At 65.2% G+C, this 23939-nt stretch carries 24 protein-coding genes; 16 read left to right on the forward strand and 8 right to left on the reverse strand.

Features of this window, described 5'->3' with window-relative positions:
- Positions 1-9 precede the first annotated feature (9 nt).
- The 3 genes from AB0N72_RS10155 to AB0N72_RS10165 are packed head-to-tail and all read left to right on the forward strand — an operon-like array spanning position 10 to position 2791.
- Positions 10-642, forward strand: coding sequence for an SIS domain-containing protein (locus AB0N72_RS10155; RefSeq protein ID WP_363932661.1), 633 nt, complete (start codon positions 10-12; stop codon positions 640-642).
- Complete coding sequence (locus AB0N72_RS10160) at positions 639-2066, forward strand: PfkB family carbohydrate kinase (RefSeq protein ID WP_363932572.1); 1428 nt, start codon at positions 639-641, stop codon at positions 2064-2066. The genes AB0N72_RS10155 and AB0N72_RS10160 overlap by 4 nt, the downstream gene beginning before the upstream one ends.
- Positions 2067-2095: 29 nt before the next feature.
- Positions 2096-2791: an SDR family oxidoreductase gene (locus tag AB0N72_RS10165; protein WP_363932575.1), complete on the forward strand. Its 696-nt coding sequence runs from the start codon at positions 2096-2098 to the stop codon at positions 2789-2791.
- On the opposite strand, the gene AB0N72_RS10170 is transcribed toward AB0N72_RS10165, so the two are convergent.
- Positions 2760-3932, reverse strand: coding sequence for a glycosyltransferase family 9 protein (locus AB0N72_RS10170; protein WP_363932578.1), 1173 nt, complete (start codon positions 3930-3932; stop codon positions 2760-2762). The genes AB0N72_RS10165 and AB0N72_RS10170 overlap by 32 nt on opposite strands.
- Before the next feature lie 91 nt (positions 3933-4023).
- Here AB0N72_RS10170 and rfaE2 point away from each other — a divergent pair, with 91 nt between their 5' ends.
- Positions 4024-5565, forward strand: a complete 1542-nt coding sequence (gene rfaE2 / locus AB0N72_RS10175) for a D-glycero-beta-D-manno-heptose 1-phosphate adenylyltransferase (RefSeq protein WP_363932580.1) — start codon at positions 4024-4026, stop codon at positions 5563-5565.
- A gap of 11 nt (positions 5566-5576) precedes the next feature.
- Positions 5577-6611, forward strand: a complete 1035-nt coding sequence (locus AB0N72_RS10180; RefSeq protein WP_363932581.1) for an NAD-dependent epimerase/dehydratase family protein — start codon at positions 5577-5579, stop codon at positions 6609-6611.
- Positions 6612-6619: 8 nt separating this feature from the next.
- On the opposite strand, the gene AB0N72_RS10185 is transcribed toward AB0N72_RS10180, so the two are convergent.
- Positions 6620-7702 (reverse strand): aromatic acid exporter family protein, encoded by a 1083-nt coding sequence (locus AB0N72_RS10185; protein ID WP_363932582.1) that lies wholly within the window; start codon positions 7700-7702, stop codon positions 6620-6622.
- Positions 7703-7885: 183 nt separating this feature from the next.
- Between AB0N72_RS10185 and AB0N72_RS10190 the strand changes: the two genes are divergently transcribed.
- Genes AB0N72_RS10190 through AB0N72_RS10200 form a run of 3 tightly spaced genes read left to right on the forward strand, consistent with a single transcriptional unit; the run spans position 7886 to position 9896 of the window.
- Complete coding sequence (locus AB0N72_RS10190) at positions 7886-8875, forward strand: hypothetical protein (RefSeq protein ID WP_363932585.1); 990 nt, start codon at positions 7886-7888, stop codon at positions 8873-8875.
- The gene (locus AB0N72_RS10195) at positions 8872-9303 is read left to right on the forward strand and encodes a phage holin family protein (RefSeq protein ID WP_363932587.1); all 432 of its coding nucleotides are present in this window, start codon (positions 8872-8874) and stop codon (positions 9301-9303) included. Before AB0N72_RS10190 ends, AB0N72_RS10195 begins: the two co-directional genes overlap by 4 nt.
- A complete protein-coding gene (locus tag AB0N72_RS10200) occupies positions 9300-9896 on the forward strand; it encodes a DUF3618 domain-containing protein (RefSeq protein ID WP_363932588.1) in 597 nt (198 codons plus the stop codon). The genes AB0N72_RS10195 and AB0N72_RS10200 overlap by 4 nt, the downstream gene beginning before the upstream one ends.
- Positions 9897-9996: 100 nt before the next feature.
- Here the strand turns inward: AB0N72_RS10200 and AB0N72_RS10205 are convergent, their stop codons facing one another.
- The 6 genes from AB0N72_RS10205 to AB0N72_RS10230 form a co-directional block, all read right to left on the reverse strand.
- The gene (locus tag AB0N72_RS10205; RefSeq protein ID WP_363932589.1) at positions 9997-10596 is read right to left on the reverse strand and encodes a hypothetical protein; all 600 of its coding nucleotides are present in this window, start codon (positions 10594-10596) and stop codon (positions 9997-9999) included.
- 105 nt (positions 10597-10701) lie between these two features.
- Entirely contained in the window at positions 10702-11337 is a 636-nt protein-coding gene (locus tag AB0N72_RS10210; RefSeq protein ID WP_363932591.1) for a hypothetical protein, read from the reverse strand.
- Positions 11324-11959 carry a hypothetical protein gene (locus AB0N72_RS10215; RefSeq protein WP_363932593.1) on the reverse strand — a complete coding sequence of 212 codons (636 nt, stop codon included), beginning with the start codon at positions 11957-11959 and terminating at the stop codon, positions 11324-11326. The genes AB0N72_RS10210 and AB0N72_RS10215 overlap by 14 nt, the downstream gene beginning before the upstream one ends.
- A gap of 55 nt (positions 11960-12014) precedes the next feature.
- Positions 12015-12821, reverse strand: a complete 807-nt coding sequence (locus tag AB0N72_RS10220) for a hypothetical protein (RefSeq protein WP_363932596.1) — start codon at positions 12819-12821, stop codon at positions 12015-12017.
- Positions 12818-13831, reverse strand: coding sequence for a hypothetical protein (locus AB0N72_RS10225; protein WP_363932598.1), 1014 nt, complete (start codon positions 13829-13831; stop codon positions 12818-12820). Before AB0N72_RS10225 ends, AB0N72_RS10220 begins: the two co-directional genes overlap by 4 nt.
- Positions 13832-14047: 216 nt before the next feature.
- The gene (locus AB0N72_RS10230; protein WP_039239147.1) at positions 14048-14539 is read right to left on the reverse strand and encodes an inorganic diphosphatase; all 492 of its coding nucleotides are present in this window, start codon (positions 14537-14539) and stop codon (positions 14048-14050) included.
- Positions 14540-14750: 211 nt separating this feature from the next.
- Between AB0N72_RS10230 and dacB the strand changes: the two genes are divergently transcribed.
- The 8 genes from dacB to folP all read left to right on the forward strand — a co-directional run bounded on the left by dacB (position 14751) and on the right by folP (position 23928).
- Positions 14751-16196: a D-alanyl-D-alanine carboxypeptidase/D-alanyl-D-alanine-endopeptidase gene (gene dacB, locus AB0N72_RS10235; RefSeq protein ID WP_363932664.1), complete on the forward strand. Its 1446-nt coding sequence runs from the start codon at positions 14751-14753 to the stop codon at positions 16194-16196.
- Positions 16197-16257: 61 nt separating this feature from the next.
- Positions 16258-17379: a zinc-dependent metalloprotease gene (locus AB0N72_RS10240; protein WP_363932667.1), complete on the forward strand. Its 1122-nt coding sequence runs from the start codon at positions 16258-16260 to the stop codon at positions 17377-17379.
- 92 nt (positions 17380-17471) lie between these two features.
- The gene (gene tilS / locus AB0N72_RS10245) at positions 17472-18530 is read left to right on the forward strand and encodes a tRNA lysidine(34) synthetase TilS (RefSeq protein ID WP_363932668.1); all 1059 of its coding nucleotides are present in this window, start codon (positions 17472-17474) and stop codon (positions 18528-18530) included.
- A 31-nt stretch (positions 18531-18561) separates the two neighbouring features.
- Positions 18562-19113, forward strand: coding sequence for a hypoxanthine phosphoribosyltransferase (hpt, locus tag AB0N72_RS10250; protein WP_011772910.1), 552 nt, complete (start codon positions 18562-18564; stop codon positions 19111-19113).
- A gap of 164 nt (positions 19114-19277) precedes the next feature.
- Positions 19278-20105: a hypothetical protein gene (locus AB0N72_RS10255; protein ID WP_363932602.1), complete on the forward strand. Its 828-nt coding sequence runs from the start codon at positions 19278-19280 to the stop codon at positions 20103-20105.
- A gap of 199 nt (positions 20106-20304) precedes the next feature.
- Complete coding sequence (gene ftsH, locus AB0N72_RS10260; protein WP_363932605.1) at positions 20305-22374, forward strand: ATP-dependent zinc metalloprotease FtsH; 2070 nt, start codon at positions 20305-20307, stop codon at positions 22372-22374.
- Between the two features lie 10 nt (positions 22375-22384).
- Entirely contained in the window at positions 22385-23017 is a 633-nt protein-coding gene (folE, locus tag AB0N72_RS10265; protein WP_363932607.1) for a GTP cyclohydrolase I FolE, read from the forward strand.
- A gap of 5 nt (positions 23018-23022) precedes the next feature.
- Positions 23023-23928 (forward strand): dihydropteroate synthase, encoded by a 906-nt coding sequence (folP, locus tag AB0N72_RS10270; RefSeq protein ID WP_363932610.1) that lies wholly within the window; start codon positions 23023-23025, stop codon positions 23926-23928.
- The last annotated feature ends 11 nt before the right edge of the window (positions 23929-23939 follow it).

Consider the following 23939-nt stretch of genomic DNA (forward strand, 5'->3'; position numbering starts at 1 on the left):
GTAATTGCAGTGCCCACCCGTTGGGCGCCCGCGGGGAACCGCCCAAGCCACGACGCCGAGGTCACCACGCACCTGGACAATGTCCTGCCTGCATTGGAGTCGCTGCGCGCGCAATCCCATCGCCTGGCCGAATGGGGAACTGAATTGGCCACCCGGCTGCTGTCCGGGCAACGCCTGCTGGCTGCCGGCAACGGTGGGTCAGCCGCGGAAGCCCAGCACCTGACCGCCGAACTCGTAGGCCGGTTCGATGAAGAACGCGCCCCATTTTCCGCGATTTCTCTCCATGCCGAGTCCTCTGCCGTCACCGCATTGTCCAACGACTACGGCTACGACGAAGTCTTCGCCCGGCAAGTAAGGGCACACGGCCGGGCGGGCGACGTGCTCATCCTCCTTTCCACCAGCGGACGCAGTCCCAATCTCCTCAAAGCCGTGCGAGCCGCGGAGGAGCGCGGCATCACCACATGGGCGCTCACCGGCTCCGGCCCCAACCCGCTTGCGGAGGCGTGCGATCAGGCCATCACCGTTGACGCCATTCCCGCCAACGCCCAGGAGGGGCACCTCATCGCCGTCCACGCGGTGTGCCGGGCCTTTGACGCCGAGGTTGCCAGGCGGGCCGGGCGGGGTTCGGGTGGCCAACCATGAGGATCACGGTCGTTGGCGACCTTCTCCTGGACGTCGACATCAACGGTGCCGCCACCCGGCTCAGCCCCGACGCGCCGGTGCCGGTAGTAGACGTTGCCGACGTCCGGCGTCGGGCAGGCGGCGCAGGGTTGGTCGCTACCTTGCTGGCGCGCGACGGACATGACGTCACGCTGGTCACCGCGGTATCGGACGACGACGGCGCCAGCCACCTCAGGCGTGCATTGGCCGGAATGTCGGTGCTCACCGGTGCCCCGCTGGCTACTACGCCCACCAAGACTCGTGTCCGGATCGGGAGCCACCCGATGGTCCGTTTCGACCAAGGATGCTCCGCGGCCCCCGTCCCCTCCTGCACGGGGGAAATGCTGGCGGCCATAGCATCGGCGGACGCCATAGTGGTGGCTGACTACGGCCGGGGCATCACTGCCAACCAGGACATCCGGCAGGCGATCAGCGAGGCCAGCGGGCACGTTCCCGTGGTGTGGGATCCGCATCCCGCGGGCTCCGAGCCCGTGGCAGGGGTGGCCGTTGTGACGCCCAACCTGGCCGAGGCACTGGCGTCGGCGAAAGCGCGCGGGCTGGAGGGATCCACTGCAGGGGCCGAGGAAGCCGGCCGGTACCTGCTGGACACGTGGGGCAGCCGCTCCGTGTTGGTGACCAAGGGCGAAGGCGGCGCGCTCCTGCTGCCCGCGGATGGTTCGTCGCAGGGCATTCCTGCGCCGAAGACCAACGTTACGGATCCCTGCGGTGCAGGAGACCGCCTTGCCGGAAGCCTGGCCGTCCACCTGGGCATGGGCTTGGACCTGGAACAGGCAGCCGCCCGGGCGGTGGAGGACGCGTCCGCCTTCCTGGCTGCTGGCGGAGCGGCAGCACTTGCCGCTGTGGAGGACGAACCGGCAGCCCACGCAGCACCAGAGGTTGGTGCCGTCGTCGAACTTAAGGGCCTGGAACTGGTGGATACCGCCGACCTCAGCCCGGACGGTGTCCGCCTGGCCCGCTCCGTCCGCGAGTCCGGTGGCACAGTCGTGGCCACTGGCGGCTGTTTCGACCTTCTGCACGCAGGCCACGCCCGAACCTTGGCAGCTGCCCGGAGCCTCGGCGACTGCCTGATCGTGTGCCTGAACTCGGACGAGTCAGTCCGGCGGCTCAAAGGCGCACACCGGCCCATCGTCAGCGTGGAAGACCGCGCGGAGTTGCTCCTGGCGCTCGAATGCGTGGACGCGGTGGTGGTCTTTGGCGAGGACACCCCCGAGGAGTGCCTGCGCGGAATCCGGCCCGATATCTGGGTCAAGGGTGGCGACTACACCCCCGAAGAATTGCCGGAAGCCCGCCTCCTGGCGGGGTGGGGAGGGCGCTGCGTCACGATGCCCTTCCATCCGGCACGCTCCACCAGCGGCCTGGCTGCAGCACTGGCCAAGGTCAGCTGACCATCAGCAGGATCAACGAAAGGAACCGCATGAACACGCAAACACCTGGACGCGTCATTGTCACCGGAGGCGGGTCCGGCCTTGGCGCTGCGATCGTGGAGGCCATCCGCGACGCCGGTGGCACGCCATTCGTTTTCGACCGGGACGTCAGCAACGTCTCGGGGGCCAAAGCCCTGGAAGTGGACGTTTCCAACCGCGAAGCGGTGGAAGCGGCCGTCAAGGAAGCCGCTGAAACCCTGGGCGGCCTGGACGGAGTGGTTACTGCCGCAGGTATCGATCGCTGCGGCAAGCTGGGCGACGTTGCTGCTGAAGAGTGGGAAAAGGTCATTGGGGTGAACCTGCTGGGCACGGTCTCCACGATTCGTGCGGCACTGCCGTACCTCAAGGGATCCCGTGGCCGGGCCATCACCATCGCCTCCACGCTTGGCCTCCGGGCCCTCCCGGACGCCACGGCCTACTGTGCCTCGAAGTTCGGCGTGATCGGATTCAGCCGTGCGCTCGCGGCCGAAACCGGCGGAGTCATCGGCGTGACCACCATCATCCCGGGCGGGATGAAGACCCACTTCTTCGACGACCGCGACGAACAGTACAAGCCGCAGGACGATTCCAAGCTCAACGATCCCGCCAATGTGGCGCAGGCCGTGGTGTTCGCCCTCTCGCAGCCATTCGGCAGCGAGGTCCGCGAACTCCTCATCACCCCCGCAGAAGAAGGCTCGTGGCCGTAAGGTCCAGCACGTCCTGAACAACGTCGGCCACGGCGATGCCCCTGATGAGGGTGTCGTCGTGGCCGCAGTGCGGGGCCGTCCAACCAACCTGGGTGATGTCCGCTCCGCAGCGGGGGCACTGCGTCAACCAGGACATGTGGACGCGGTGCATTCCGCGGCCGCGGGGTCCTGCGTTGAACACGTTGCCCACCCAGAAGATGCCCACCGTGGGCGTCCCCAGGGCATGCGCCAGATGCCGTGGGCCGCTGTCGCTGGCGAGCATCACGGTGGCTTCGGCCAAGAGCGCGGCCAGGTCTCCCAGTTCAAGCTCGCCGGCCACCGACCGCACGGCCTGCCGTTGGGACTGCGGCAGTTGGCCCCCGGCCCGCTCAGCGACTTCCTGCGCCAATGCCTTTTCCCACCTGTCGCCGACTATCAGCACTTGCGCCCCTTCTGCGGCCACTGCCGCCGCAGCTTCGGCAAAGTACGACGCCGGCCACCGCCTCCGCGGATCGGTGGCCCCCGGGTGTACCACCACCATTGAGGACCGCTGCGGATCCCTCAAACCCGCGATGTTCTGCTGATGCTCGGGCTTGGGCAGCAGGGGAGGGGGAATGATGCTGGGAGCCCCGGCCAAAGCTGCCACCTCCAACCAGCGGTCGGGCTCGTTCTGGTAGTAGACGTAGTCCAGGTTCCGTTCCAATGGTTCGGCGTCCTTGGTGCGGGTTCCTGCAGTGTGCCGTGCGCTCAGTCGAAGCAGGAAAGGGTTGGAGAACCGGCCGCCGCCATGCATCTGCAGCGCAATATCGAACTGCCTTGCCTGCATCGTTTCGAAGAAGGCTTCCTGGGCGGCAACGTCCTCGGCGTCGTCCTCGAAGCGCTCGCCGTTGCGTGGACCGTCGTGGACGCCGCGCGCCACCGGAAGAAGTTCGACGTCGTCCACCGGCCCGTGGGTAGCCCCCGCCAGCGCCGCGTGTACTGGTGTGCCCAGCACGGTAACGGTGGCCTGGGGATAGGCGTCCTTCAACGCATACAGCGCGGGGTACGTGTAGACGAGGTCGCCCAAGCCGCCACCCCTGAGCACCGCGATCCGCTGCACGTCGGTGAACTTTTCCAGTACTGGGCCTACGCCGGACGCCATGTCCACCAACGGATTGTCCATGGATTCTTTTCCTTCCTGTGCGCGCGTGTGAAGCTCGGTCCGCGGGGTACCTGAGGGGAACAGGAATTGTTGCCCAACCGGAAGGTACCCCATGGCACGCCTATCCAATCAAGAAGGTCTGGCTGACTGGTTGCCGGGCCGCTTGGCCGAGGAACGCCCTGTTGTGACGGTCATCGGCGATTCCATCCTGGACGGCTGGTGGGACGGAACCATTGAGCGGTTCTGCCGCGAAGCCCCAGCCCCCGTAGTCCAGGTCCAGCGCCGGGACTTTGCTCCTGGAGGCGCTGCCAACACCGCCATGAACCTCGCGGCGTTGGGGGCGGATGTCCGCTTTGTTTCGTTGATCGGTGAAGATCAGGCGGGCAGCACGCTGACCGAAACGCTGGAAGCGGCAGGGGTGGACGTTTCCCACGTGGTCCCGCACCCCGCAATGACCACCACCACCAAGTTCCGCATCAGCAGCGGCGGCCAAGTGATGTTGCGCTTGGACGACGCCGCCACGGAGGTGCCGGCCCAGGGACTCGAGAACATGGCCGCGACTCTGCCGGCAGCCCTTCGCGGGTCCTCGGCGGTGGTGCTCTGTGACTACGGAGCAGGCGCCCTGGAGGGCCCGGTGCGCAGCGCAATCCTGGACCACTTGGGCCCCGATGCCCAGGGTGCGGTCCCCTCAGCCCGCCAGGACACACTGGTGGTCGTGGACGCGCACCACCCCGGGCGTTGGGCCGAACTCAAGCCTGACCTTGCCACCCCCAACGCCCAGGAAGCAGCCAGGCTGATCGGCACGGAGTTCCCGGGCGGTGCTGCCCGGTACCCCTTCGTGGAAGCCCACGCGGACCAGCTGCTTCGCGCCTCAGGTGCGGCCGCCGTCGTCGTGACCTTGGACCGGGAAGGCACGCTGACAATCCGTCCGGACAGCACCACAACGGAACCGGCAACCCACAGGACGTGGGCCCGGCCGCAGGCCGAAAAGCAGGCCTCCGGAGCCGGCGATACCTTCGTTGCCGCCCTGACCCTAGCACGGGCGGCAGGTTTGCCCCTGACCACCAGCGTGGACTTGGCGCAAGCCGCCGCCGACGTCGTGGTCCACCGGCCCGGAACCTCCGTCTGCACCACTGAGGAACTGGCCCAACACCTCAGGGGTTTCGCCGATACAGCACTGACGGACACCGAGCTGGCCAGGCACATCCAGGAGCATCGCAGCGAAGGGCGCAGGATCGTGCTCACCAATGGCTGCTTCGATGTCCTGCATCGCGGCCACACCCGCTACCTGAACCAGGCCAAGCAATTGGGCGATGTCCTGGTGGTTGCCCTCAACAGCGATTCTTCAGTGCGGCAGCTCAAGGGCCCGGACCGTCCGGTCAACCACGAGGCCGACCGTGCCGCAGTCATCGCCGCATTGAGCTGTGTTGACCACGTGACAATCTTTGACACGCCTACGCCCATACCGCTCATCGAGCTCCTGCAGCCTGACGTCTATGCCAAAGGCGGCGACTACACGCCGGAAATGCTCCAGGAAACGGAAGCGGTTGAACGCTACGGCGGCACCGTGACCATCCTGGATTACGTTCCCGAGCATTCCACCACCGCGGTGCTGGAGCGCATCCGGTCAACCGGCGAAAACCCGCCGGCCTGAGGAGGGACGCCATGCGCATCGCGATCATCGGTGCCACCGGGCACGGCGGCACCGAACTGCTCAAACGGCTCCAGAGGGCACGTTCGGAAGAGGGGGCGGAGCTGGAACTCGTGGGCGTCGTGCGCCGCGAGCCGGATCCGGATGCCGCCCCCTATCACGGCGTGGAGTGGCACACCCTGGACATCGGCGACGCCGCGGACCAGCCCGCCCTTGAAGCAGCCCTCGCGGGAGCCGACGCGGTGGTGCACCTGGCGTGGCTCATCCAACCCAACCACAACCGGGAACTGCTCCGGCGGACCAACGTGGACGGGACGGCCAACGTCCTGGCCGCCGCCCGCAAAGCCGGAGTGGAGCACATAGTCTGCGCCTCCTCCGTGGGTGCGTACTCGCCGGCGCCCAAGGACCAGCGGACCAAGGAAGGCTGGCCCGCGGGCGGTATCCGGAGCTCGCACTACAGTTCGGACAAAGCGGAACAGGAACGGCTCCTGGACAACTTCGCCAAAGAGAATCCGGACATTGTGGTGGCCCGGTTGCGCCCGGCATTGATGTTCAGTTCCGGGGGTGGAAGCGAGGTGGGACGCTATTTCCTGGGCCGGGTCCTGCCCCGGCTGGTACCCCGCAAACCGTGGCTTCCGGTCCTGGCGATTCCCCGGGAGTTGGTGTTCCAGGCAGTGCACACAGCCGACGTCGCGGACGCGTATTGGCGGGTCCTGCAGCACAAGGCCGAGGGCGCCTTCAACATCGCCGCCGAGCCGGTCATCGACCCCAACGCGCTCGCTTGGATTTTCAGGGCCAAGCGGCTGCTGCCGTTCCCCCTCGCGGTGCTTCGCGCCGTCGTCGATGTCACATGGCGCTTGCGCCTCCAGGTGACGGACGCCGGATGGGTGGACATGGCGGCCAACGCGCCCATCATGGATTCGTCCCGCGCGCACAGCCTGCTGGGATGGTCCCCGAAGCACTCGTCCCTGGAATCCCTGGCGGAGATGCTGGAGGGAATCGGTGCGGGAAAGGGCCGCAGGGGCTCACCCCCGCTCAGGCCGCGCTGACCAGGGGATTATTCGGAGGACAGCACCACTGTCAGGATGCGGCGCAGGCTCATGGCTACCGACGCCGGGGCGTTCACGGGTGCCTGCTGCGCGGCGGCTTCGGCCACCGCATCACCCAGTGCGGTGATGCTGTCTTTGGCAGCTGCCAGGCGGTTGGCAAGTTCACCTGACTCCGCGTCGCGCCAATGATCCACCACGGACGCCGCCGAATCCAGCGCTTCGGAGAGCGGCCCCACCGTCGCGTCCGGTATGTCGGTCCCTGCGCCTTCCTCCCAGATCGCGCTGGCCAGGACGTCGGTGATGTCCTGGACATGGAAAGTGAGCCGTTCAAGGGTCCGCAAACCTGCGAGGTCGGCTGGCAGGCGGGCGGCACGACGGCGGGACCTGGGATTCGCTTTGGCGCTCAGCTCCGCTTGATGCACGGCAGTGCGGACCGCTGCCGCCGTCAGGGACAGTTCGTCGCTGCGGCTGGCCCAGGCTTCGTGGTTGGGCGGCCAGGATTCTTCCATGGCCTTCGCCATGTCCTTGAGTTGGCGGGACAGTGCGTTTTGGTGGCCCGTGATGGCGGGATCAATGTCGTCCAGGTGCAGGGGAGGGAAGACCAGCCAGTTAACGGCGAAGCCCACGGTGACTCCCAGGGCCATCTGGAGAACGTAGGCGAACGAAAATCCCTCCGCATTGGAGTCGCCCAGCACCAGCACGAACAGTGCTGCCATGGGGATCCAATCGGATGCTGTCCCCAGCCGGGGAAGGCCGCCGATGAGTACCCCGAGCCCCACCACCACGGCCACGGCCAGGGCTGTTGGCGCGGCGACTGTGGTGACGGCAAAGGCCATGCCGATGCCCAGGACCAGACCCCCAAGGCTCTGGAGCCCATGTTTGGCCGAGTCGGCCACGGTGGGATGCATGCTCACCAGTGCACCGAGCGGCGCGTAGTACGGATACTCGGCGGCAGGGCCAGGCATGAAGGGTGCAAGATACCAGGCCACGCCTGCTGCGACGGCCGTTTTGGCGGCGAAGAGAAGGCGGTGGCGGGTCACGGTTTTTCGAAGCGCGGGAATCAGCCGTCGCCTTGTGGGCAGTTGGCTCATACGACCAACGTTTGCAGGAATGCCGTGCCGTGTCGAGCCGCGGGCCCGAAAAGTGGGCCACACCATCTTTTCAAAAAAGGGGTGATTAGAACCGGAACAAGCGGGTACTCACCATTTGATAGTAACGATACTTACTATCCCGGCTGCTGTCCGCAGCCTGCCAACTGTGGAAAGAGAGCGACAATGACTGAGAGCCAATCGCCGCAGGACGGAAGCTTCGCGGCGCCAACCACTGGTGCCCATGCAGGCACCGAACCCTTCGCCGGGAACTACCTCGACTCGGATGTTGAAACCCAGACGGCCGGAACCACCGGAATCAGCGGAACTCCCGCGGGTTCAGGGACAGGCTCAGCCAATTCCGGCAAGGTGGACACTGCCAAGGAAGAAGCTGCGGGTGTGGCTGGAGCCGTGTCGGAGGCTGCCGGTGGTGTTGTTGACACCGCAAAGTCCGAAGCCGGCCATGTTGCCCGTGAAGTAAAGGTCAATGCCCGTCAACTCCTCACCCAGACCAAGGGTGAATTGGCCGACCAGGCCCAGGCCCAGCAGCAGCGCGTTGCCGAAGGCCTGCGATCCATCTCCGACGAGCTGTCCACCATGGCCAACTCGACCGACAACGGTGGCGTCGCCACGGACCTGGTGCAGCAGGCCGCCCAGCGTTCCTCCGCCGTCGCCCAGTGGCTGGAAGGCCGGGATCCCGGCTCGCTGCTGGACGAAGTCAAGGGTTTTGCACGCCGCAAGCCGGGAACTTTCCTGCTGATCGCAGCAGGCGCCGGCATCCTCGCCGGCCGCCTGGGCCGTGGCATGGCTGACAACTCACCCATGTCCGGTGGATCGGCAAGCGGGACCGCGGACGTCACCGCGGAAACACCCCGCGCCGCCTATTACCCCACGCAGGGCTACCCCGCCCAGGGCGGAGCGGTAACTCCTCCGGCCGTTGACCTGCCCGGTCCCACCGCCACCACCGCAGGGTACGGCTCTGCCACGACTACCGGATACGACGCCGGCACTACCGGTTACGACGCCGGTACCACCGGCGGCTACGACGGTTCGACCCTTCCTTACCCGGAGACCGACGCCGGTGGCGTCAAAGCGCAGGGCGATCCGCTGGCAGGACCGCTTGATCCTGACGGCCTTGAGCGCCCGGACGACCCCCAGTACGGGGGTCACCGATGAGTAGTCCCGCCGATCTGCCTCCCACCACAGCCCACGAGAAGGCAGAAAACCTTCCCCTTGGCGAACTGCTGAGCGACGTCACGCGGGACATCTCAACGTTGATGCGCCAGGAAGTGGAACTGGCCAAGGTAGAGATCAAAGACTCGGCAACCAAGGCCGGCAAGGGTGCAGGGATGCTCGCCGGAGCTGCTTGGGCCGGCCACCTGGCCGTTGTCTTCCTGTCCATCGCTCTTTGGTGGGCGCTGGGCCAGCTCATTGGTCTCGGATGGTCTGCGGTTGTTGTCGCAGTCATCTGGGGAATCGTCGCCGCAGTTCTGGCGTCCAAGGGCCGCAAGGAACTCAACGCCATCAAGGGCCTGCCCCGGACCGCCGAGACAGTCAAGGAAATACCCCCCGCTTTGAAACCAAACACTGAGGAGACACGATGACGCAGAACCCCGACGCCCTGCGCGCCGATATCGAAGAAACTCGCCGGCGGCTCAGTACCAACGTTGATGCCGTGGCTGACAAGGTCACACCGTCACACATCGTCAACCGCCGGGTGGACAAGATCAAGACAGCCGTCTTCGGCGCCCGCGACGACGTTCATGACCGGGCAGGCGACATGGCCAACCGCACAGGGGACGCCGTCTCCGGCGTCGCAAGCAACGTCTCTGGCGCCGTCTCGGACCTCGGTGACGCGCCGCAGGTGTTGAAGAGCAAGGCCCAGGGCAGCCCCATCGCCGCCGGCCTCATTGCCTTCGGCGCCGGTCTCCTGGTGTCCGCGCTTTTCCCGCCTTCGGAGAAGGAACGCGAGGCAGCCCACGCCCTTAAGGATGCGGCCCAGCCGTTGACCGAGGAATTGAGCCACGCTGCGCAGGAAGTGGCAGAGCACCTCAAGGAGCCGGCACAGGAAGCAGTCCAGAGCGTCAAGGACAGCGCCACTGAGGCCGCTGCCAACGTCAAGGACGAAGGCCAGGCTGCTGCCGCCGACGTCCAGGACCGCGCCAGCACGGCCAAGGACAACATCAGCAACCAGTAGCACCGTCCACTGACCCAACTGAGTCGCAGAAGATGCCGTTTTGAGCGGTTATAACGGCATCAACTGCGACCCAGTTGGGTTTGCTGTGTCCCGAGTGGGTTCAGCGGACTTCGAGAATCATTTGCAGCAGGCGCGCAGCCGCCGGGCGTGCAGCGTGCTCCTCGGCCCACTGCGCGCGGGCCAGTGTTTTGCTCACGGCCTGCGTAGTGATCCCCAGTTCCTGGGCAACAGCTTTTTGCTGGCCGCGGACTCCTGGCGTGAGCAGGTCGAGCACCCGCCACTCCGCGGCACTGCGGTGCTGGACGATATGCCCGATCAGGCGCAGCACGGCTTCGGCTTCCGAAGCCAGCGCTGCCAAAGGCCCATCCACCGCCACCGGAATGCGCTCCTTGCTGGAGCGCAGCCTGTCCACGGCACGCCTCGCATATACAAGTCCGTGGCCCGAAGCGTCCTTCACCAGGTTGGGCAGTGGCTCGTTGATCGGCCCCACGCCGATCCCGACGTACCACTGGCCGGACCGGAGCGCGATCAGAGCGGTCTCTACGGCCTGATGGCTCGATTCCACGATGCCCTGTACCTCATCTTCAACTGACCGGTCGAAATCCAGCCGGGCGGGAATGTGCCGCAGGTCCTTGAGCAACTGCGGCACAAGATCGCCGTCACGCCGGCTGTCGCGTTGGTTGATGGTGAGAGTGAACATAGTGGATCACATGCTACCGGCTGGTAGCCGCTCTGCAAGGGCACATTTCGCCTGTTACATACTGCGTACCGGCCTTCGAACCGGGGCCCGCAAGGGCACTACGGCTTAGTCCAGCGTTGTGGTCCCCGTCAGTACGACGGCGGGCAGCGCACCTGCCGCCTCCCGGCCGGCACCGCCTGTGCCTGAACTGCGCATGGCTCCCTGAATGGCCTTGACCAAGGGCGCGGGGTCCTCGTCAGCGGCAAAGACCCAGAACGTTTCGCGGGCCTGGAACACCACCGCATTCCGCCCGCCGGCCCCCAGGGAAACCTTGCTCTTCGCCACCAGGCGCCGGTCCGGATCACTGTTGTCGGACGTGGTGACGGCCTTCAACGTCCCCGGTGCCACCTCGCTCCACGGAAACACCAGGAGGGTGTGCTGCTGCGAGTATTTGGCCACGATTCCCCCGTCAAAGACCAGGATTTTCCGGAAACTGCCCAGAAGGGTCATGGACCACAGGACCAGGGCAGTCAGGGTGCTGGCGGCAATGAACAGCAAGGGATCACTGAAATGTCCGGGCACCCTGGTGGAGCGGAGCGGACTGACAAACTCGGCGATGGTTCCAAAGACAAAGCCAACCGCCAGGCAGGGAATCAGCGCCTTCCAATGGATGCGTCGTGAAGAAGCAACATACCGGAGTTGCCCCAGCCCAGGACCGAGCCGGCGCTCAACCCGGTGAACCAGCCAGTTACGGCCGCGCATCCGGGCGTTGGCCGTAGAGGTTGGGCAGGCTCTGCTGCTGGGCTGCGGCGGCTTGCTCTGCGGCGGCGACCTTGGGATCCGGGATGGGTTGCTGGCCACTGGCCACTCCGGAACGGCGGTCCATGGCGGCGAACTTCGGGTCCCAGGTGTCATCTCCGCCACCGCTGAGGGCAGCGGCAATAACCATCACCACGAAGAACGGGAAGAACGACCAGCAGATGGCGCGCCAGCCGCCCAACCAGGGCCCCGCCGTCGTGCCGTCCTTGATCCTTACCGAGCGCATGCCCGCAGCGGCGTCGCCGACGCTGCCCGCAGTACCCCAGACCATGCCGTAGGCGAACAGGCCCACGAACCACAGGACCGCGTAGAGGGTGAGCCAGAATCCGTCGTTGTAACCGAGCGCCGAGCCGCTGTCCATCATGGACTCGCGGACCACTGCAGCGATCACCGCCAGGATGGCATAGCCCACCAGGAACACGATCGCGTCCAGCACGCGGCCCCAGAAATGGGCAGCTCCGGAAGCTTTGACGAAATATGCGCCGGTGTCGGGGTGGCGGCGCACTGCCCGGCCATTGAGGGGGTCCACCATGCCGGTTGAGGTCTTGGGGTTCGAGGTGCTCATGCGTGGCTTTCGGTTCGACGGCGGGATGCGGCGTGGGTGCGGAGCGTCAGGCCGGTCAGGCCACTCCGGCCAGTCCGCCCAGGACGCGGGCCAGGGAAGCGGCCGACGTTTCCTTCAGTTCGAAGGAAAGGTCGCCGGCCTGGTCCGGAAGGCCGGCTTCCACCGAGCCTTCCACGCGCGGCGTCAGAACGTGTACTCCCGACGGGCCGGTGTAGACGGTGACGGTGGGGAAGGCGTTGGTGTCGGAGTTGAACGCAACCACGTTGCTGGCCGCCTGGGTATCTGCCAAGGCCGTGGCCGCGTGGGCCTCGAACTCGGCCTCCGTGTACTCCGCGGGGTCCGTATCGCGGGCGGCGGCATGTTCCGGATCCACGAACTCGGCCAAACGCGGCACCAATTGGTCCCGGGTGACCACAGTGAAGCCGTGCAGGCCGCCCTCGTCCACTTCCTCCAACAGGACACCTTCGTCATGGACGTAGCCGTAGAGCCAGCGCTTGCCCGTGGAGACGGTCCGTTCCACGGAGACAACATTGCTGCCGCTGCGGCGGAGGGTCAGGGCGCCGGTGATTTCGTCGGTGGCGTGCAGGCGGGAGGGTTCCGTTTCGCCTTCGAAGATCACCGGGTACACGAGTTCCTTGGCGAGCAGCCCACGCAAGGCAACTGCGCACATGATGTCCTTGTTGGCATCCTGCGCCGAAAGCCAGGGCAATGCCACCAGCTGCTCGTGCTGGACGCCGTCCAACGCCACCACTTCTTCGTCGGTCAGCGTGGGCAGGTGCGCTCCCGTGGCACTGGCTGATGCCAGGACCTTGGCTGCGGCCTGGACATCCCTTTCGGTCCATTTCATGGTGCTCGTCGTCATCCGAATATCCCTCCGACAAAGTTTCCGACCGACTTGGCGGCGTTACTGACTCCGTCTGCCACCTTACTGCCTACATCCTTGGCGAAATTGCCCACTTCCTTGGCGCCGTCGGCAATATAGCTGCCGGGATTGCGCGCGAAGTTGGAGATGGAATCCCAATTGTCGGCCACCAGGTTGCCCAAGGCCCAGGCCCCGGCCACCAGTCCAGCACCGATCACGATCGGGGCGCCAATGGGTCCCAGGAGGGCCGCGCCGCCGGCCGTCATGAGCATGATGCTGCCCACGCCGCCCACCACGGAGAGGCCGCCGGCAACGCGGTCGCCGGTGCCGCGCCAGCCGTCGTGCTCAGGGCTGATTATGTCGCTGATGCCGCTGACGATGTTCAACGGAGCAGCCACAGCCCCGGCAATGCGCAGTCCCTTGGAGAACTTGCTCGCCTCCTGGAACGCAGTGCTGTAGGGGATGTTGGCTTTGAGGTCGGTGATGACGTCCGTGACTTTTTCGCCGTTGCGCAGTGCCGTGATGCCGTCGCGGAGCACCGAGCCACCCGCGCGCCAGTTGGTCAGGATCTCTTTGGTCTGGCCGTAGCGCAGGTGCCGGGGGATGACGTCTCCGGCAGCGTCGGGCTTGACGGGGAGGAGGTACTTGAACGCGGTCCACAGGGGAGAGCCCACACCCTTGGCGCCCATGGCGGTGTCATAAACATCCTTGAGGACGCCCACCGACGAGCCCGTGCCGTCATTGTGGCTCGCGAACTCCTGCTGGTTGGCGTGCTTCTTCAGTTGGCTGGCGTTTTCCCGCAGCATGTTGGCGGCTTTGACCAGGCTTTGCCTGTGCTGGCTGTTCCAGTCACCCTTGAAGACAGTGGCGTCACGGCCCTGCCACGCCGTCGTGGAATTGATCGCGTTGGACAACTGCGTGCTCTGCAGGCTGATGGCGTCGGCAGCCTTGCCCATCACGCCAGCCAGACTGCGAAGCTGCGCTATATCGGCGCCGTAGAACCCAGCCATGTGGAACCCCCTGTTTGCAAACCATCGAAAAGTCTCGTCCCAGCCTAGGCCGACACGCAAGCTCCCGCGATGGGTAGACATGCCCATTAAAAGCACGACGGCGGGTGGTGGGGTTCCTGGGGAACCTCACCACCCGCCGTCGTCACCCAAGTAGGTCGCAGTTAGCGTCGTTTTGAGCGCTCAGAACGACGTTATCTGCGACTCAGTTGGGTAAGGTCAGTGGCCTGCTGCGGGCACGTAGCGCTTGATGGACGCTTCCAACTCGGCTTCGGCAGCGGCGCGGTCGCCCCAGCCCTCAGCCTTGACCCACTTGCCGGGCTCCAGGTCCTTGTAGCGCGTGAAGAAGTGCTCGATTTCCTTGATCAGGAATTCGCTGACGTCGCTGACTTCCTGGATGTGGTCGAACCGCGCGTCAACGGGGACGCAGAGGACCTTGGCGTCTCCGCCGCCGTCGTCGGTCATGTTGAAAACGCCGATGGGGCGGGACTCAACGATGACGCCCGGGTGGAGGTCGAAGTCCTGCAGGAGCACCAGTGCGTCCAACGGGTCGCCGTCTTCACCAAGGGTGTTCTCGAAGAAACCGTAGTGCGTGGGGTACTGCATGGAGGTGAACAGGACGCGGTCCAGGCGGACACGGCCGGTTTCGTGGTCAACTTCGTACTTGACGCGCGATCCCTTGGGGATCTCGATGGTCACGTCGTGCTTCATGGAATGCTCCTTGACGGGTGAGGGTGGGGCGTTGCTCCGCCGAAGCGGCCGCCACGGGTGACGGTGCCACAGGCAGGCTGCTTAGCCCGGGGCTGGCGGCAGGCAAAAGTACAGCCGGTGCCGCCGACTACTATTGAGGATATAGCGAGAGGCCCGGGTTTCTTGAACCGGCGGGACATTTCAGGACTGACAGGACCAAGCAACTTTCATGATGGGCGTTAAAAACGGGGGTGCCCGCAAGAGGGTGTCCACGGTATGGGGGCGCTTGGCGTGGGCGGTGCTGTTGGCGCTGGTCCTGCTGTGCGTGGGCTCCGTTGTGGTTTCCGGAATGGTGCCTGGGCTGTTCAGCATGCCCCGCCCCGCGCCGTCCATTCCCGCCTGGCAGCAACAACCCACTCAGTTGTCCGGCTCCAGTACGCTGCTTCCCCCGGATGCAAAGGCGCCGATCCCGGTTCCCGCCGAGGTGGCGCGGCTCCTGGACGGAAACCTGAAGCCGGACGGTTCGGGCAGCATCACGGGCGTGGTCATGGATGCCCTTACGGGGCAGGTCCTCTTCGACCGTGACGGCAATGCCAACCGCATCCCGGCGTCGAACATGAAGCTGCTTACCGCCGTCGCGGCTTTGCAGGCGCTTGGCCCGGAATCGCGTTTCACCACCCGGGTGCTCGGCTCCGACAACCCCTCCACAGTGGTCCTGACCGGGGGAGGGGACGTGTTGCTGGGGGTTTCCGCTTCCGACCCTTCCGCCGTTCTTGGACATGCCGGCCTGGCGACCCTGGCCGCGGAAACCGCTGCGGCTTTGGCGTCCTCCGGCGTGCAGGGCCCCATCACAGTCCAGGTGGACGACTCCCTCTTTACCGGGCCCTCCCTGAACCCGGCCTGGAGCCTGGAGGACGTCGCTGCCGGCGAGACCGCCCCTTTGTACCCGCTTGCCCTGAACTCCGGCCGCTACTCACCCGGTGTTGAGACTGGTCCCCGCCCCCAGGACTCCGCTCTCACCACCGCCCAAGCGTTCGCCGGGCAGTTGGCGGCGGCCGGCGTAACGGTGAGTCCCGGCGTCGAGCGTGGAAAAGGCGTCCCCACCAAAGTGCTGGCCGCTGCGGAGTCGGCCACGGTCAGCGAACAAGTGGACCTCATGCTGGAGACCTCCGATAACTTCCTGGCCGAGGCACTGGGGCGGATGACCGCTTCCGCCAGCGGCAAGGAGACCACTTACGACGCCGCCACTGCAGCCGTGCGGCAAAGGCTGGGGGAGTTGGGGATCGCCACGGATTCGATGCTGTTGGCTGATGTTTCGGGGCTGGCACTGGAGAACCAGGTCAGCGCCCGGCAGTTCGCGGACGTTGTGCGGGCCATTACCAGTGGACCGCATTCGGCGTTGCGTTCAGCGCTGGACGGTTTCCCGGTGGCGGGGCTGACCGGCACCCTGAACGACAGGTACGGCGACGCCAGCACCGCCGGTGGCGCGGGACTGGTTCGGGCCAAGACCGGAACCCTCAACACAGTCATTGCCTTGAGCGGCTACGTTGTGGACGCCGACGGGCGGCTCCTGGTGTTTTCGTTCATCGGCAATGGCCTGGACCCTGGCGCGGCCGGCAACAAGGTAGCCATGGACCGTTCCGCCTCGGTGCTGGCATCCTGCGGTTGCCGGGTCTGAATGCTCCGCGTGGAGCGAACTTAAGGGTCTACTGTCGGCCACGTGTGGTGTGATGGACCGTATGGTGTCATCTGCCCGCGAATCGTCAGCAGGGGCCCAGTCCCTGATCAATTGGGATCTGGCCGCCGCTACGGCTGCCCGGCTTGCCCCTCCAGGCCCTGAGCTCAGTGCCGGGGAGATCGGCAAGGCGGTAGAGAACCTGCGCTTCAACGCGGATATCTCGGTTCCGCACGTCCACGACATCACGGGGCTCGATGCCGCCCGGGACCTGCGCGATTCCCATGTGCTGGTAGTGGACCGTGCCTCATGGTCCAAGGCCAACACCCAAAGTTTCTCGGTGATGCTGCAGCCTGCCTTGAAGAAAATGCTGGACAGCCGCAGTGGCGTTGCCATGACGCCGGCCGCCGCTGCCGCCAGCGGAGCCATCACGGGAACCCAACTGGGCGCCGTGCTCGCCTTCCTGTCCAGCAAGGTCCTGGGCCAGTACGATCCCTTCGCGGCCCTGGCCCCCAACTCCAACGTTCCCCCGGGAGGACGGCTCCTCCTGGTGGCGCCGAACATCATCTCCGTGGAACGCGAACTCAACGTCCACCCGGACGACTTCCGGCTCTGGGTCTGCCTGCATGAGCAAACCCACCGCGTGCAGTTCGCGGCAGCACCGTGGCTCAGGCACCACATGCTCGACGAAATCGAGAAACTCAGCGGCAACCTCCTTGGCAACATGGATTCCTTGGTGGAACGCGCCGGTGCCGTGGCCAAGTCCCTGCGCGACCGCAACCCCTCGGAGAAGACACCCGGCCGCGGCGCCATCCTGGACCTCCTGCAGAACCCCGAGGAAAAGGCCTCCCTCTCCCACATCACAGCAGTGATGAGCCTCCTGGAGGGTCACGCCAATGTGGTGATGGATGCCGTGGATTCCAGCATCGTTCCCTCGGTGAAGACCATCCGCCAGCGCTTCAACGACCGTGGCAAGGACCGGGGCGTGGTGGAGAAGTTCATCCGCAACCTCCTGGGACTGGATGCCAAGATGCGCCAGTACACCGACGGCGCCAAGTTCGTCCGCGAAGTTGTTGCCGTGGCCGGCATGGAGGGCTTCAACAAGGTGTGGGAATCCGCTGAGTTCCTGCCTACCGAAGAGGAAATCCACAACTCGCGGCTCTGGCTCGAGCGGATGGGCCTTTGAGCGTTCCCACCGGTTCCGGTGTTGGTCCCGCTGGCAGGGGCCGACGGCGACCCGGCCGGTTGGCGCCCGTCGTGGGCAAAGCCCGGAAACAGTTGCAGAACGCCCTGGCCGCTGCGGGTTACCCATCGCGGGTCCTCGTAGCCTGCAGCGGGGGACCCGATTCCCTGGCGCTCGCAGCAATTGCCGCGTACTTCGGCAGGCGTGGACACGTGGACGGGCACCCGGTGTCGGTTGCCGGCGTGGTTGTTGACCACCAACTGCAAGCGGGTTCGGCGGAGGTAGCTGCAAGGACGGCGTCAGTGTTGCGTGAGCTGGGACTTTCTCCGGTGGAAGTGCGCGCAGTTGATGTTGCCTCCACGGGATTTGGGCCGGAAGCGGCCGCCCGCGACGCCCGCCATGCTGCGCTGGAGTCAGCGGCCGACGACCTGCAGTGTGACGCGATCCTGCTTGGCCATACTTTGGATGACCAGGCAGAGCAGGTGCTGCTCGGCTTGGCCCGGGGCTCTGGAACACGTTCCCTGGCAGGGATGCGGCCTGCCCGCGGACGGCTTCTTCGCCCATTCCTTGGCCTCCGACGCGAAGAAACCGTGGAGATCTGCGAGGTTGAGGAACTGGATCCCTGGCATGATCCGAGCAACGCCGATCCCGCCTTCGCCCGGTCCAGGACAAGGGTGGAAGTGATGCCCGTCCTGGAAGAAAAGCTTGGTCCCGGAGTGGCTGAATCCCTGGCCAGGACTGCGGCCATCCTTCAACAGGATGCCGATTTCCTGGAGGGTTTGGCCAACGAGACCTATCTCTCACTCGTCCAGCGGGAGGACGGTGCTGTGTGGTTGCCCGAGGACGCTGTCCGCGAATTGCCCGCCGCGCTGAGGTTCCGTGTCATCGCCAAGGCCGCCGCCGACGTCGGGGGTCAACAACCCGGATACGGGCGGCTGCAAGCGGCGGAGGCGCTGCTCAGGAGGCAGGGGTCGGCCGGACCCGTGCAGCTTCCTGGACATGTCAGCGTGTCACGGCTTTCGCTCAGCGATTTGGCGCAGGAACGGCCGGTTGCGCAGGGCGAATGGGTTGGTGATTCGGCGAAGGCCGGTCCCCGCGAGGCCGCGCGCTGTGGGAAGCTAGTATTCCGGCATCAGAAACCGTCCCAACAGTAGCCGCACCCGAGCATCAAAACAGGAGCCATTGGTGGATTCAAACGACGTCCAGGCAGATCTCAAGCACGTTCTTTACACCAAAGAGCAGATCCAAACGCGCATCGCGGAACTCGCAGCGCAGATCGACAAGGACTACGAGGGCCGCGACATCCTCATTGTCGGCGTCCTCAAGGGTGCGGTCATGGTCATGGCTGACCTTGCGCGCGCGCTGCACAGCCACGTCAGCATGGACTGGATGGCTGTTTCGTCCTACGGCTCGGGCACCCAGTCCTCCGGCGTTGTCCGGATCCTCAAGGACCTGGACACCGACCTCATGGGCAAAGACGTACTCATTGTTGAGGACATCATCGACTCCGGCCTCACCCTTTCCTGGCTCAAGTCCAACCTTGAGTCCCGCGGTACCGCCAGTGTCGAGATCTGCACAGCATTCCGCAAGCCGACCGCCGCCAAGGTGGAAATTGACGTCAAGTACGTCGGCTACGACATTCCCAACGAATTCGTCGTCGGCTACGGCCTGGACTACGCCGAGAAGTACCGCAACCTCGATTTCGTCGGCACGCTGGCCCCGCACGTTTACGAGTAGACCCGCTTTTTCGCTTCGCCGCGCCACTTTCCGCCGCGCGCACCCCTAACACCAGGTGCGGCAGCGTGAAGTGGTGCGGCGTTCGCAGTTAAGGGGCGTGGGTGGTTGCAGATCCGGGTGGGATGAACCTGCCCCTGCCCCGGTTGCCGGGGCTAAACTGAACCATGACCGGTGTCCCTGCCCGTCTTCTGGCGTGGCTTGCCGTCATGGCATCCCTCCTCACCGCCTGCACACCCGCCGTCGACCTCCCGGAGTCCGGTGTTGGTCAGCCGGCGGCGAGTTCGTCCGCCTCGCCAACTGCCGGCGGGGTAACCACGGTTCCGCCCGCGAATGCACCGCAGGATGCGGTAGCCGTACCTCCCGCTCCGACGACACCTCCGGCGATCCCGCAGCCGTTCGCCATCAACCTGTACCAAGCGGGTGACTTCGTACCGCAGTACACCTTTGATTGGTGCGTAGCAGCGAGCATCCAGATGGCCCACAACCTCATCGATGACACCGGCGGAGCTTCCTGGACCGACTCTGTGCAGCAGGGCCAGCTGTGGGAGATGGCCAGGGCCAGGTCTTCCGACTCGTTCAATGGTGCCAACCCGTTCGGCTGGGCGCAGGTGCTCACCGAGTCAGGAATGGGGCCGTACACAGTGGTGAGCGTCGCTGATTTTGGGGGCGCGCTGCAAACTGCGGCGCGGGCAATGGCCGCCACCGGACGACCCGTTGGCCTGGTCATGTGGAGCGGGCGCCACGCTTGGGTCATGAGTGGATTCGAGTCGATGGGTGATCCCGCGGTTTTCCCGGAGTTCCACGTCACAGGAATCAGGGTGTTGGATCCGCTCTACCCATACGGCAGCGGTCAGTGGGGACCATCCCCCGAGCCCAACAGCCTGCTCAGCCCGGAGCAGCTGGCGGCGCAGTTCGTTGTCAGGGAGCCCCGGCGTTGGAGCAGTGGGCTGCCAACTGGTTACTTGCTGGTGCTCCCCGTCGCTTCGGCCTGAGGGCGGTCCCAACGTAATCACACCCTGTAACGGTGGCCCCGCCGCGAGTATCCTGTGTACGCCCAGAGGGAACTTTTGGACTTTCCAGTGCGTGAATTACTGGGAACGGTGTATAGCTTGAAACCGAAGCAGCACCTATCGCGCGCAGAAGTTGCGCCTTGCAGCACTACCAGGAGGGACGGGGCAAAACCCCGATCAGATGAAAGCTAAGAGTTTCTTCAAGGGCCCGGGCATCTGGATTGTTGTCGTTGTTGGCTTGCTCCTGGTGGCATTCGCAACACTGGCTCCGGGCGGTTCCACACGCATTGACACCAAGGACGGCCTCGACCTCCTTTCCCAGAGCGGGAAAGTTGAGCAGGCAAAGATTTTCGACGCCGAGAACCGCGTTGACCTGGTGCTCAAGGACAACCTGAACCTGGATGGCCAGGACAAGGGCAAGAACGTCCAGTTCTTCTACGTCACAGACCGTGGTCCGGACGTCGTCAAGGCTGTTACCAACGCCAACCCTGACAAGGGCTTCACCGACCAGCCCGTGGAGAACAACTGGTTCTCCGGCCTGTTCTCCCTCCTCATCCCGGTGCTGCTGCTGGGTGTGCTCTTCTGGTTCCTCCTTTCCCGCATGCAGGGTGGCGGCTCCAAGGTGATGCAGTTCGGCAAGTCCAAGGCCAAGCTGGTCAACAAGGACATGCCGCAGGTGACCTTCGCGGACGTTGCCGGTGCTGACGAGGCCGTTGAAGAGCTCCAGGAAATCAAGGAATTCCTCCAGGAGCCGGCAAAGTTCCAGGCCGTTGGCGCCAAGATCCCCAAGGGCGTGTTGCTTTACGGCCCTCCAGGTACCGGTAAGACCCTGCTGGCCCGCGCCGTTGCGGGTGAAGCCGGTGTTCCGTTTTTCTCCATCTCCGGCTCGGACTTCGTCGAGATGTTCGTCGGTGTGGGTGCGTCCCGCGTCCGCGACCTCTTCGAGCAGGCCAAGGCCAGTTCGCCAGCCATCATCTTCGTTGACGAGATCGACGCCGTTGGTCGCCACCGCGGCGCCGGCATAGGCGGCGGCAATGACGAACGCGAACAAACATTGAACCAGCTCCTGGTGGAGATGGATGGCTTCGACGTCAAGACCAACGTCATCCTCATTGCAGCCACAAACCGCCCGGACGTCCTGGACCCCGCACTGCTGAGGCCCGGCCGTTTCGACCGCCAGATCACGGTGGAAGCCCCTGACATGGTGGGCCGCGAACAGATCCTCAACGTCCACGCCAAGGGCAAGCCGATGGCTAACGGCATCGACCTCAGGGCTGTTGCCAAGAAGACCCCTGGCTACACCGGCGCGGACCTGGCCAACGTCTTGAACGAGGCCGCCTTGCTGACCGCACGTTCAAACGCCAACCTGATTGACGACCGCGCGCTGGACGAGGCCATTGACCGCGTCATGGCCGGCCCGCAGAAGCGCAGCCGCGTAATGAAGGAACTTGAGCGGAAGATTACCGCTTACCACGAAGGTGGCCACGCCCTGGTAGCCGCTGCCCTGCGGAACTCCGCCCCGGTCACCAAGATCACCATCCTTCCCCGCGGCCGTGCGCTCGGCTACACCATGGTGATTCCGGAGGACGACAAGTACTCGGTCACCCGAAATGAGCTGCTGGACCAGATGGCCTATGCCATGGGCGGCCGTGTTGCAGAGGAAATCGTGTTCCACGATCCCTCCACCGGTGCCTCCAACGACATTGAGAAGGCCACCTCCACGGCCCGGAAGATGGTCACCCAGTACGGCATGAGCGAGCGTGTTGGCGCCGTGAAGCTGGGCCAGGGCGGCGGCGAGCCGTTCCTCGGCCGCGACGCCGCGCAGGAGCGGAACTTCTCGGACCAGATTGCGTACGTCGTGGATGAAGAAGTTCGTCGCCTTATCGACCAGGCACACGACGAGGCCTACGCGATCCTCACCGAAAACCGCGACATCCTGGACCGCCTGGCCCTGGAACTCCTGGAACGGGAAACCTTGAACCAGGCCGAGATCGCCGAGATCTTCCACGACATCCGGAAGCGCGATTTCCGCGAGATCTGGTTGTCCAAGGAATCCCGCCCGGTCCAGTCCATTCCGCCGGTGGAAAGCCGCGCCGAAAAGGCAGAACGGGAAGCCCAGGAGGAGGCCAAGAAGGCCCGCCTGGACGAGCCCCTGGACACCGTGGCTCCGCATGCACAGGGCGTCAGCAGCCAGGACTCCTTCCAGGCCCCGCAGCCCGACGGCGGCAACGACCACCCGCATCACGGCTAAGCTTTCTGCTGTGACTCATTTCGACGACGACGACCTCGCCGCCGCCCACGGTTCCGCCGCGGGCTCCAAGGCCCACTCGAAGGTGGACCGTCCGCGCATAGAAGCGGCTGTCCGCGAGATCCTTCTGGCTATTGGTGAAGACCCTGACCGTGGCGGCCTGCAGGACACACCCAAGCGCGTGGCCAAGGCGTACGCGGAGGTTTTCGCTGGGCTCCACCAGCACCCGGCTGACGTCCTGTCCACCACGTTCGACCTCGACCACGAAGAGCTTGTCCTGGTGAAGGACATTCCCTTCTACTCCACGTGCGAGCACCACTTGGTGCCGTTCCACGGGGTGGCGCATGTTGGTTATATTCCGTCACATGACGGGAAGGTCACCGGCCTGAGCAAGCTGGCCCGGCTGGTGGACATCTATGCGCGCAGGCCGCAGGTGCAGGAGCGCCTCACCACGCAGATCGTGGAGGCGCTGGTCAAGCACCTCAATCCGCGCGGGGCGATTGTCGTCGTCGAGTGTGAACACATGTGTATGTCCATGCGCGGCATCCGCAAGCCCGGCGCGAAGACCGTCACCAGCGCGGTGCGCGGTCAACTCCATGACCCGGCCACCCGCGCCGAGGCCATGAGCCTCATCATCGGAAGGTAAGCATTATGGACTCCCTCGCTGCAGCACCCGGAACCGGCCCGGCCACAAGCCCGCTGCCGGTTCTCCGCAAGCCGCGGCCCGCGGCCCGGTTCGAGGACCTGCCAACGGACCGCACGCTCGTCATGGGAATCCTCAACGTCACCCCGGATTCCTTCAGCGACGGCGGCACGCATCGCACGCCGGACACAGCAATCGCGCTTGGCCTGCGGATGTTTTACGCAGGTGCGGACATCATCGACGTCGGCGGGGAGTCCACCCGCTCGGGCGCAGAACCTGTTTCCCCCGAGGAAGAGCAGCGCCGCGTCCTGCCGGTGATCGAAGCGTTGGTGAAGGCCGGCGCCCTGGTCAGCATCGACACCATGCACACCTCCACGGCGGCAGCGGCAGTTGAGGCGGGTGCGGCCATCATCAACGATGTTTCGGGCCTGACCATTGAACCCGACATGCCGGAGCTCGTGGCCCGGACCAAGGTCCCCTACATCCTCACGCACCGCCGCGGCGATGCCCTGACCATGGACAGCCTGACGGAATACAACAACGTCACGGAAGATGTCGTGGCTGAGCTCAGCGGCGTCCGCGACAAACTGTATGCCGCGGGAGTTGCCCCGGAGCAGATCATCGTTGATCCCGGCATCGGGTTCTCCAAGAACGAGAACCAGAACTGGGAAATCCTGAAGAACCTCGACCAGCTTTTTGGACTTGGCCACAAAGTGATGGTGGCTGCTTCGCGCAAGCGCTTCCTTGGTTCGCTCCTCACAGTGGCCGGAAAGTCGGCTGCGCCTTTGGAGCGCGACGCAGCTACCGCAGCCATCACGGCTTTGAGTGCGGCCAAGGGCGCTTGGGCAGTCCGGGTCCACGACGTCGGTCCCAACCTTGATGCCGTCAAGGTTGCCGCCCGTATCGCGCGCTGATTGGATAAAGC

This window comes from Paenarthrobacter sp. NPDC089307 (assembly GCF_040685055.1).
In the GTDB taxonomy this organism is placed as follows: domain Bacteria; phylum Actinomycetota; class Actinomycetes; order Actinomycetales; family Micrococcaceae; genus Arthrobacter.

What these genes read in the sequence shown, in the direction of transcription:
- AB0N72_RS10160 (WP_363932572.1), top strand. Translation starts at nt 639, where the DNA reads ATGAGGATCACGGTCGTTGGCGACCTTCTCCTGGACGTCGACATCAAC.
- AB0N72_RS10165 (WP_363932575.1), top strand. Translation starts at nt 2,096, where the DNA reads ATGAACACGCAAACACCTGGACGCGTCATTGTCACCGGAGGCGGGTCC.
- AB0N72_RS10170 (WP_363932578.1), bottom strand. Translation starts at nt 3,932, where the DNA reads ATGGACAATCCGTTGGTGGACATGGCGTCCGGCGTAGGCCCAGTACTG.
- rfaE2 (WP_363932580.1), top strand. Translation starts at nt 4,024, where the DNA reads ATGGCACGCCTATCCAATCAAGAAGGTCTGGCTGACTGGTTGCCGGGC.
- AB0N72_RS10180 (WP_363932581.1), top strand. Translation starts at nt 5,577, where the DNA reads ATGCGCATCGCGATCATCGGTGCCACCGGGCACGGCGGCACCGAACTG.
- AB0N72_RS10185 (WP_363932582.1), bottom strand. Translation starts at nt 7,702, where the DNA reads ATGAGCCAACTGCCCACAAGGCGACGGCTGATTCCCGCGCTTCGAAAA.
- AB0N72_RS10190 (WP_363932585.1), top strand. Translation starts at nt 7,886, where the DNA reads ATGACTGAGAGCCAATCGCCGCAGGACGGAAGCTTCGCGGCGCCAACC.
- AB0N72_RS10195 (WP_363932587.1), top strand. Translation starts at nt 8,872, where the DNA reads ATGAGTAGTCCCGCCGATCTGCCTCCCACCACAGCCCACGAGAAGGCA.
- AB0N72_RS10200 (WP_363932588.1), top strand. Translation starts at nt 9,300, where the DNA reads ATGACGCAGAACCCCGACGCCCTGCGCGCCGATATCGAAGAAACTCGC.
- AB0N72_RS10205 (WP_363932589.1), bottom strand. Translation starts at nt 10,596, where the DNA reads ATGTTCACTCTCACCATCAACCAACGCGACAGCCGGCGTGACGGCGAT.
- AB0N72_RS10210 (WP_363932591.1), bottom strand. Translation starts at nt 11,337, where the DNA reads ATGCGCGGCCGTAACTGGCTGGTTCACCGGGTTGAGCGCCGGCTCGGT.
- AB0N72_RS10215 (WP_363932593.1), bottom strand. Translation starts at nt 11,959, where the DNA reads ATGAGCACCTCGAACCCCAAGACCTCAACCGGCATGGTGGACCCCCTC.
- AB0N72_RS10220 (WP_363932596.1), bottom strand. Translation starts at nt 12,821, where the DNA reads ATGACGACGAGCACCATGAAATGGACCGAAAGGGATGTCCAGGCCGCA.
- AB0N72_RS10225 (WP_363932598.1), bottom strand. Translation starts at nt 13,831, where the DNA reads ATGGCTGGGTTCTACGGCGCCGATATAGCGCAGCTTCGCAGTCTGGCT.
- AB0N72_RS10230 (WP_039239147.1), bottom strand. Translation starts at nt 14,539, where the DNA reads ATGAAGCACGACGTGACCATCGAGATCCCCAAGGGATCGCGCGTCAAG.
- dacB (WP_363932664.1), top strand. Translation starts at nt 14,751, where the DNA reads ATGGGCGTTAAAAACGGGGGTGCCCGCAAGAGGGTGTCCACGGTATGG.
- AB0N72_RS10240 (WP_363932667.1), top strand. Translation starts at nt 16,258, where the DNA reads ATGGTGTCATCTGCCCGCGAATCGTCAGCAGGGGCCCAGTCCCTGATC.
- AB0N72_RS10255 (WP_363932602.1), top strand. Translation starts at nt 19,278, where the DNA reads ATGACCGGTGTCCCTGCCCGTCTTCTGGCGTGGCTTGCCGTCATGGCA.
- ftsH (WP_363932605.1), top strand. Translation starts at nt 20,305, where the DNA reads ATGAAAGCTAAGAGTTTCTTCAAGGGCCCGGGCATCTGGATTGTTGTC.
- folP (WP_363932610.1), top strand. Translation starts at nt 23,023, where the DNA reads ATGGACTCCCTCGCTGCAGCACCCGGAACCGGCCCGGCCACAAGCCCG.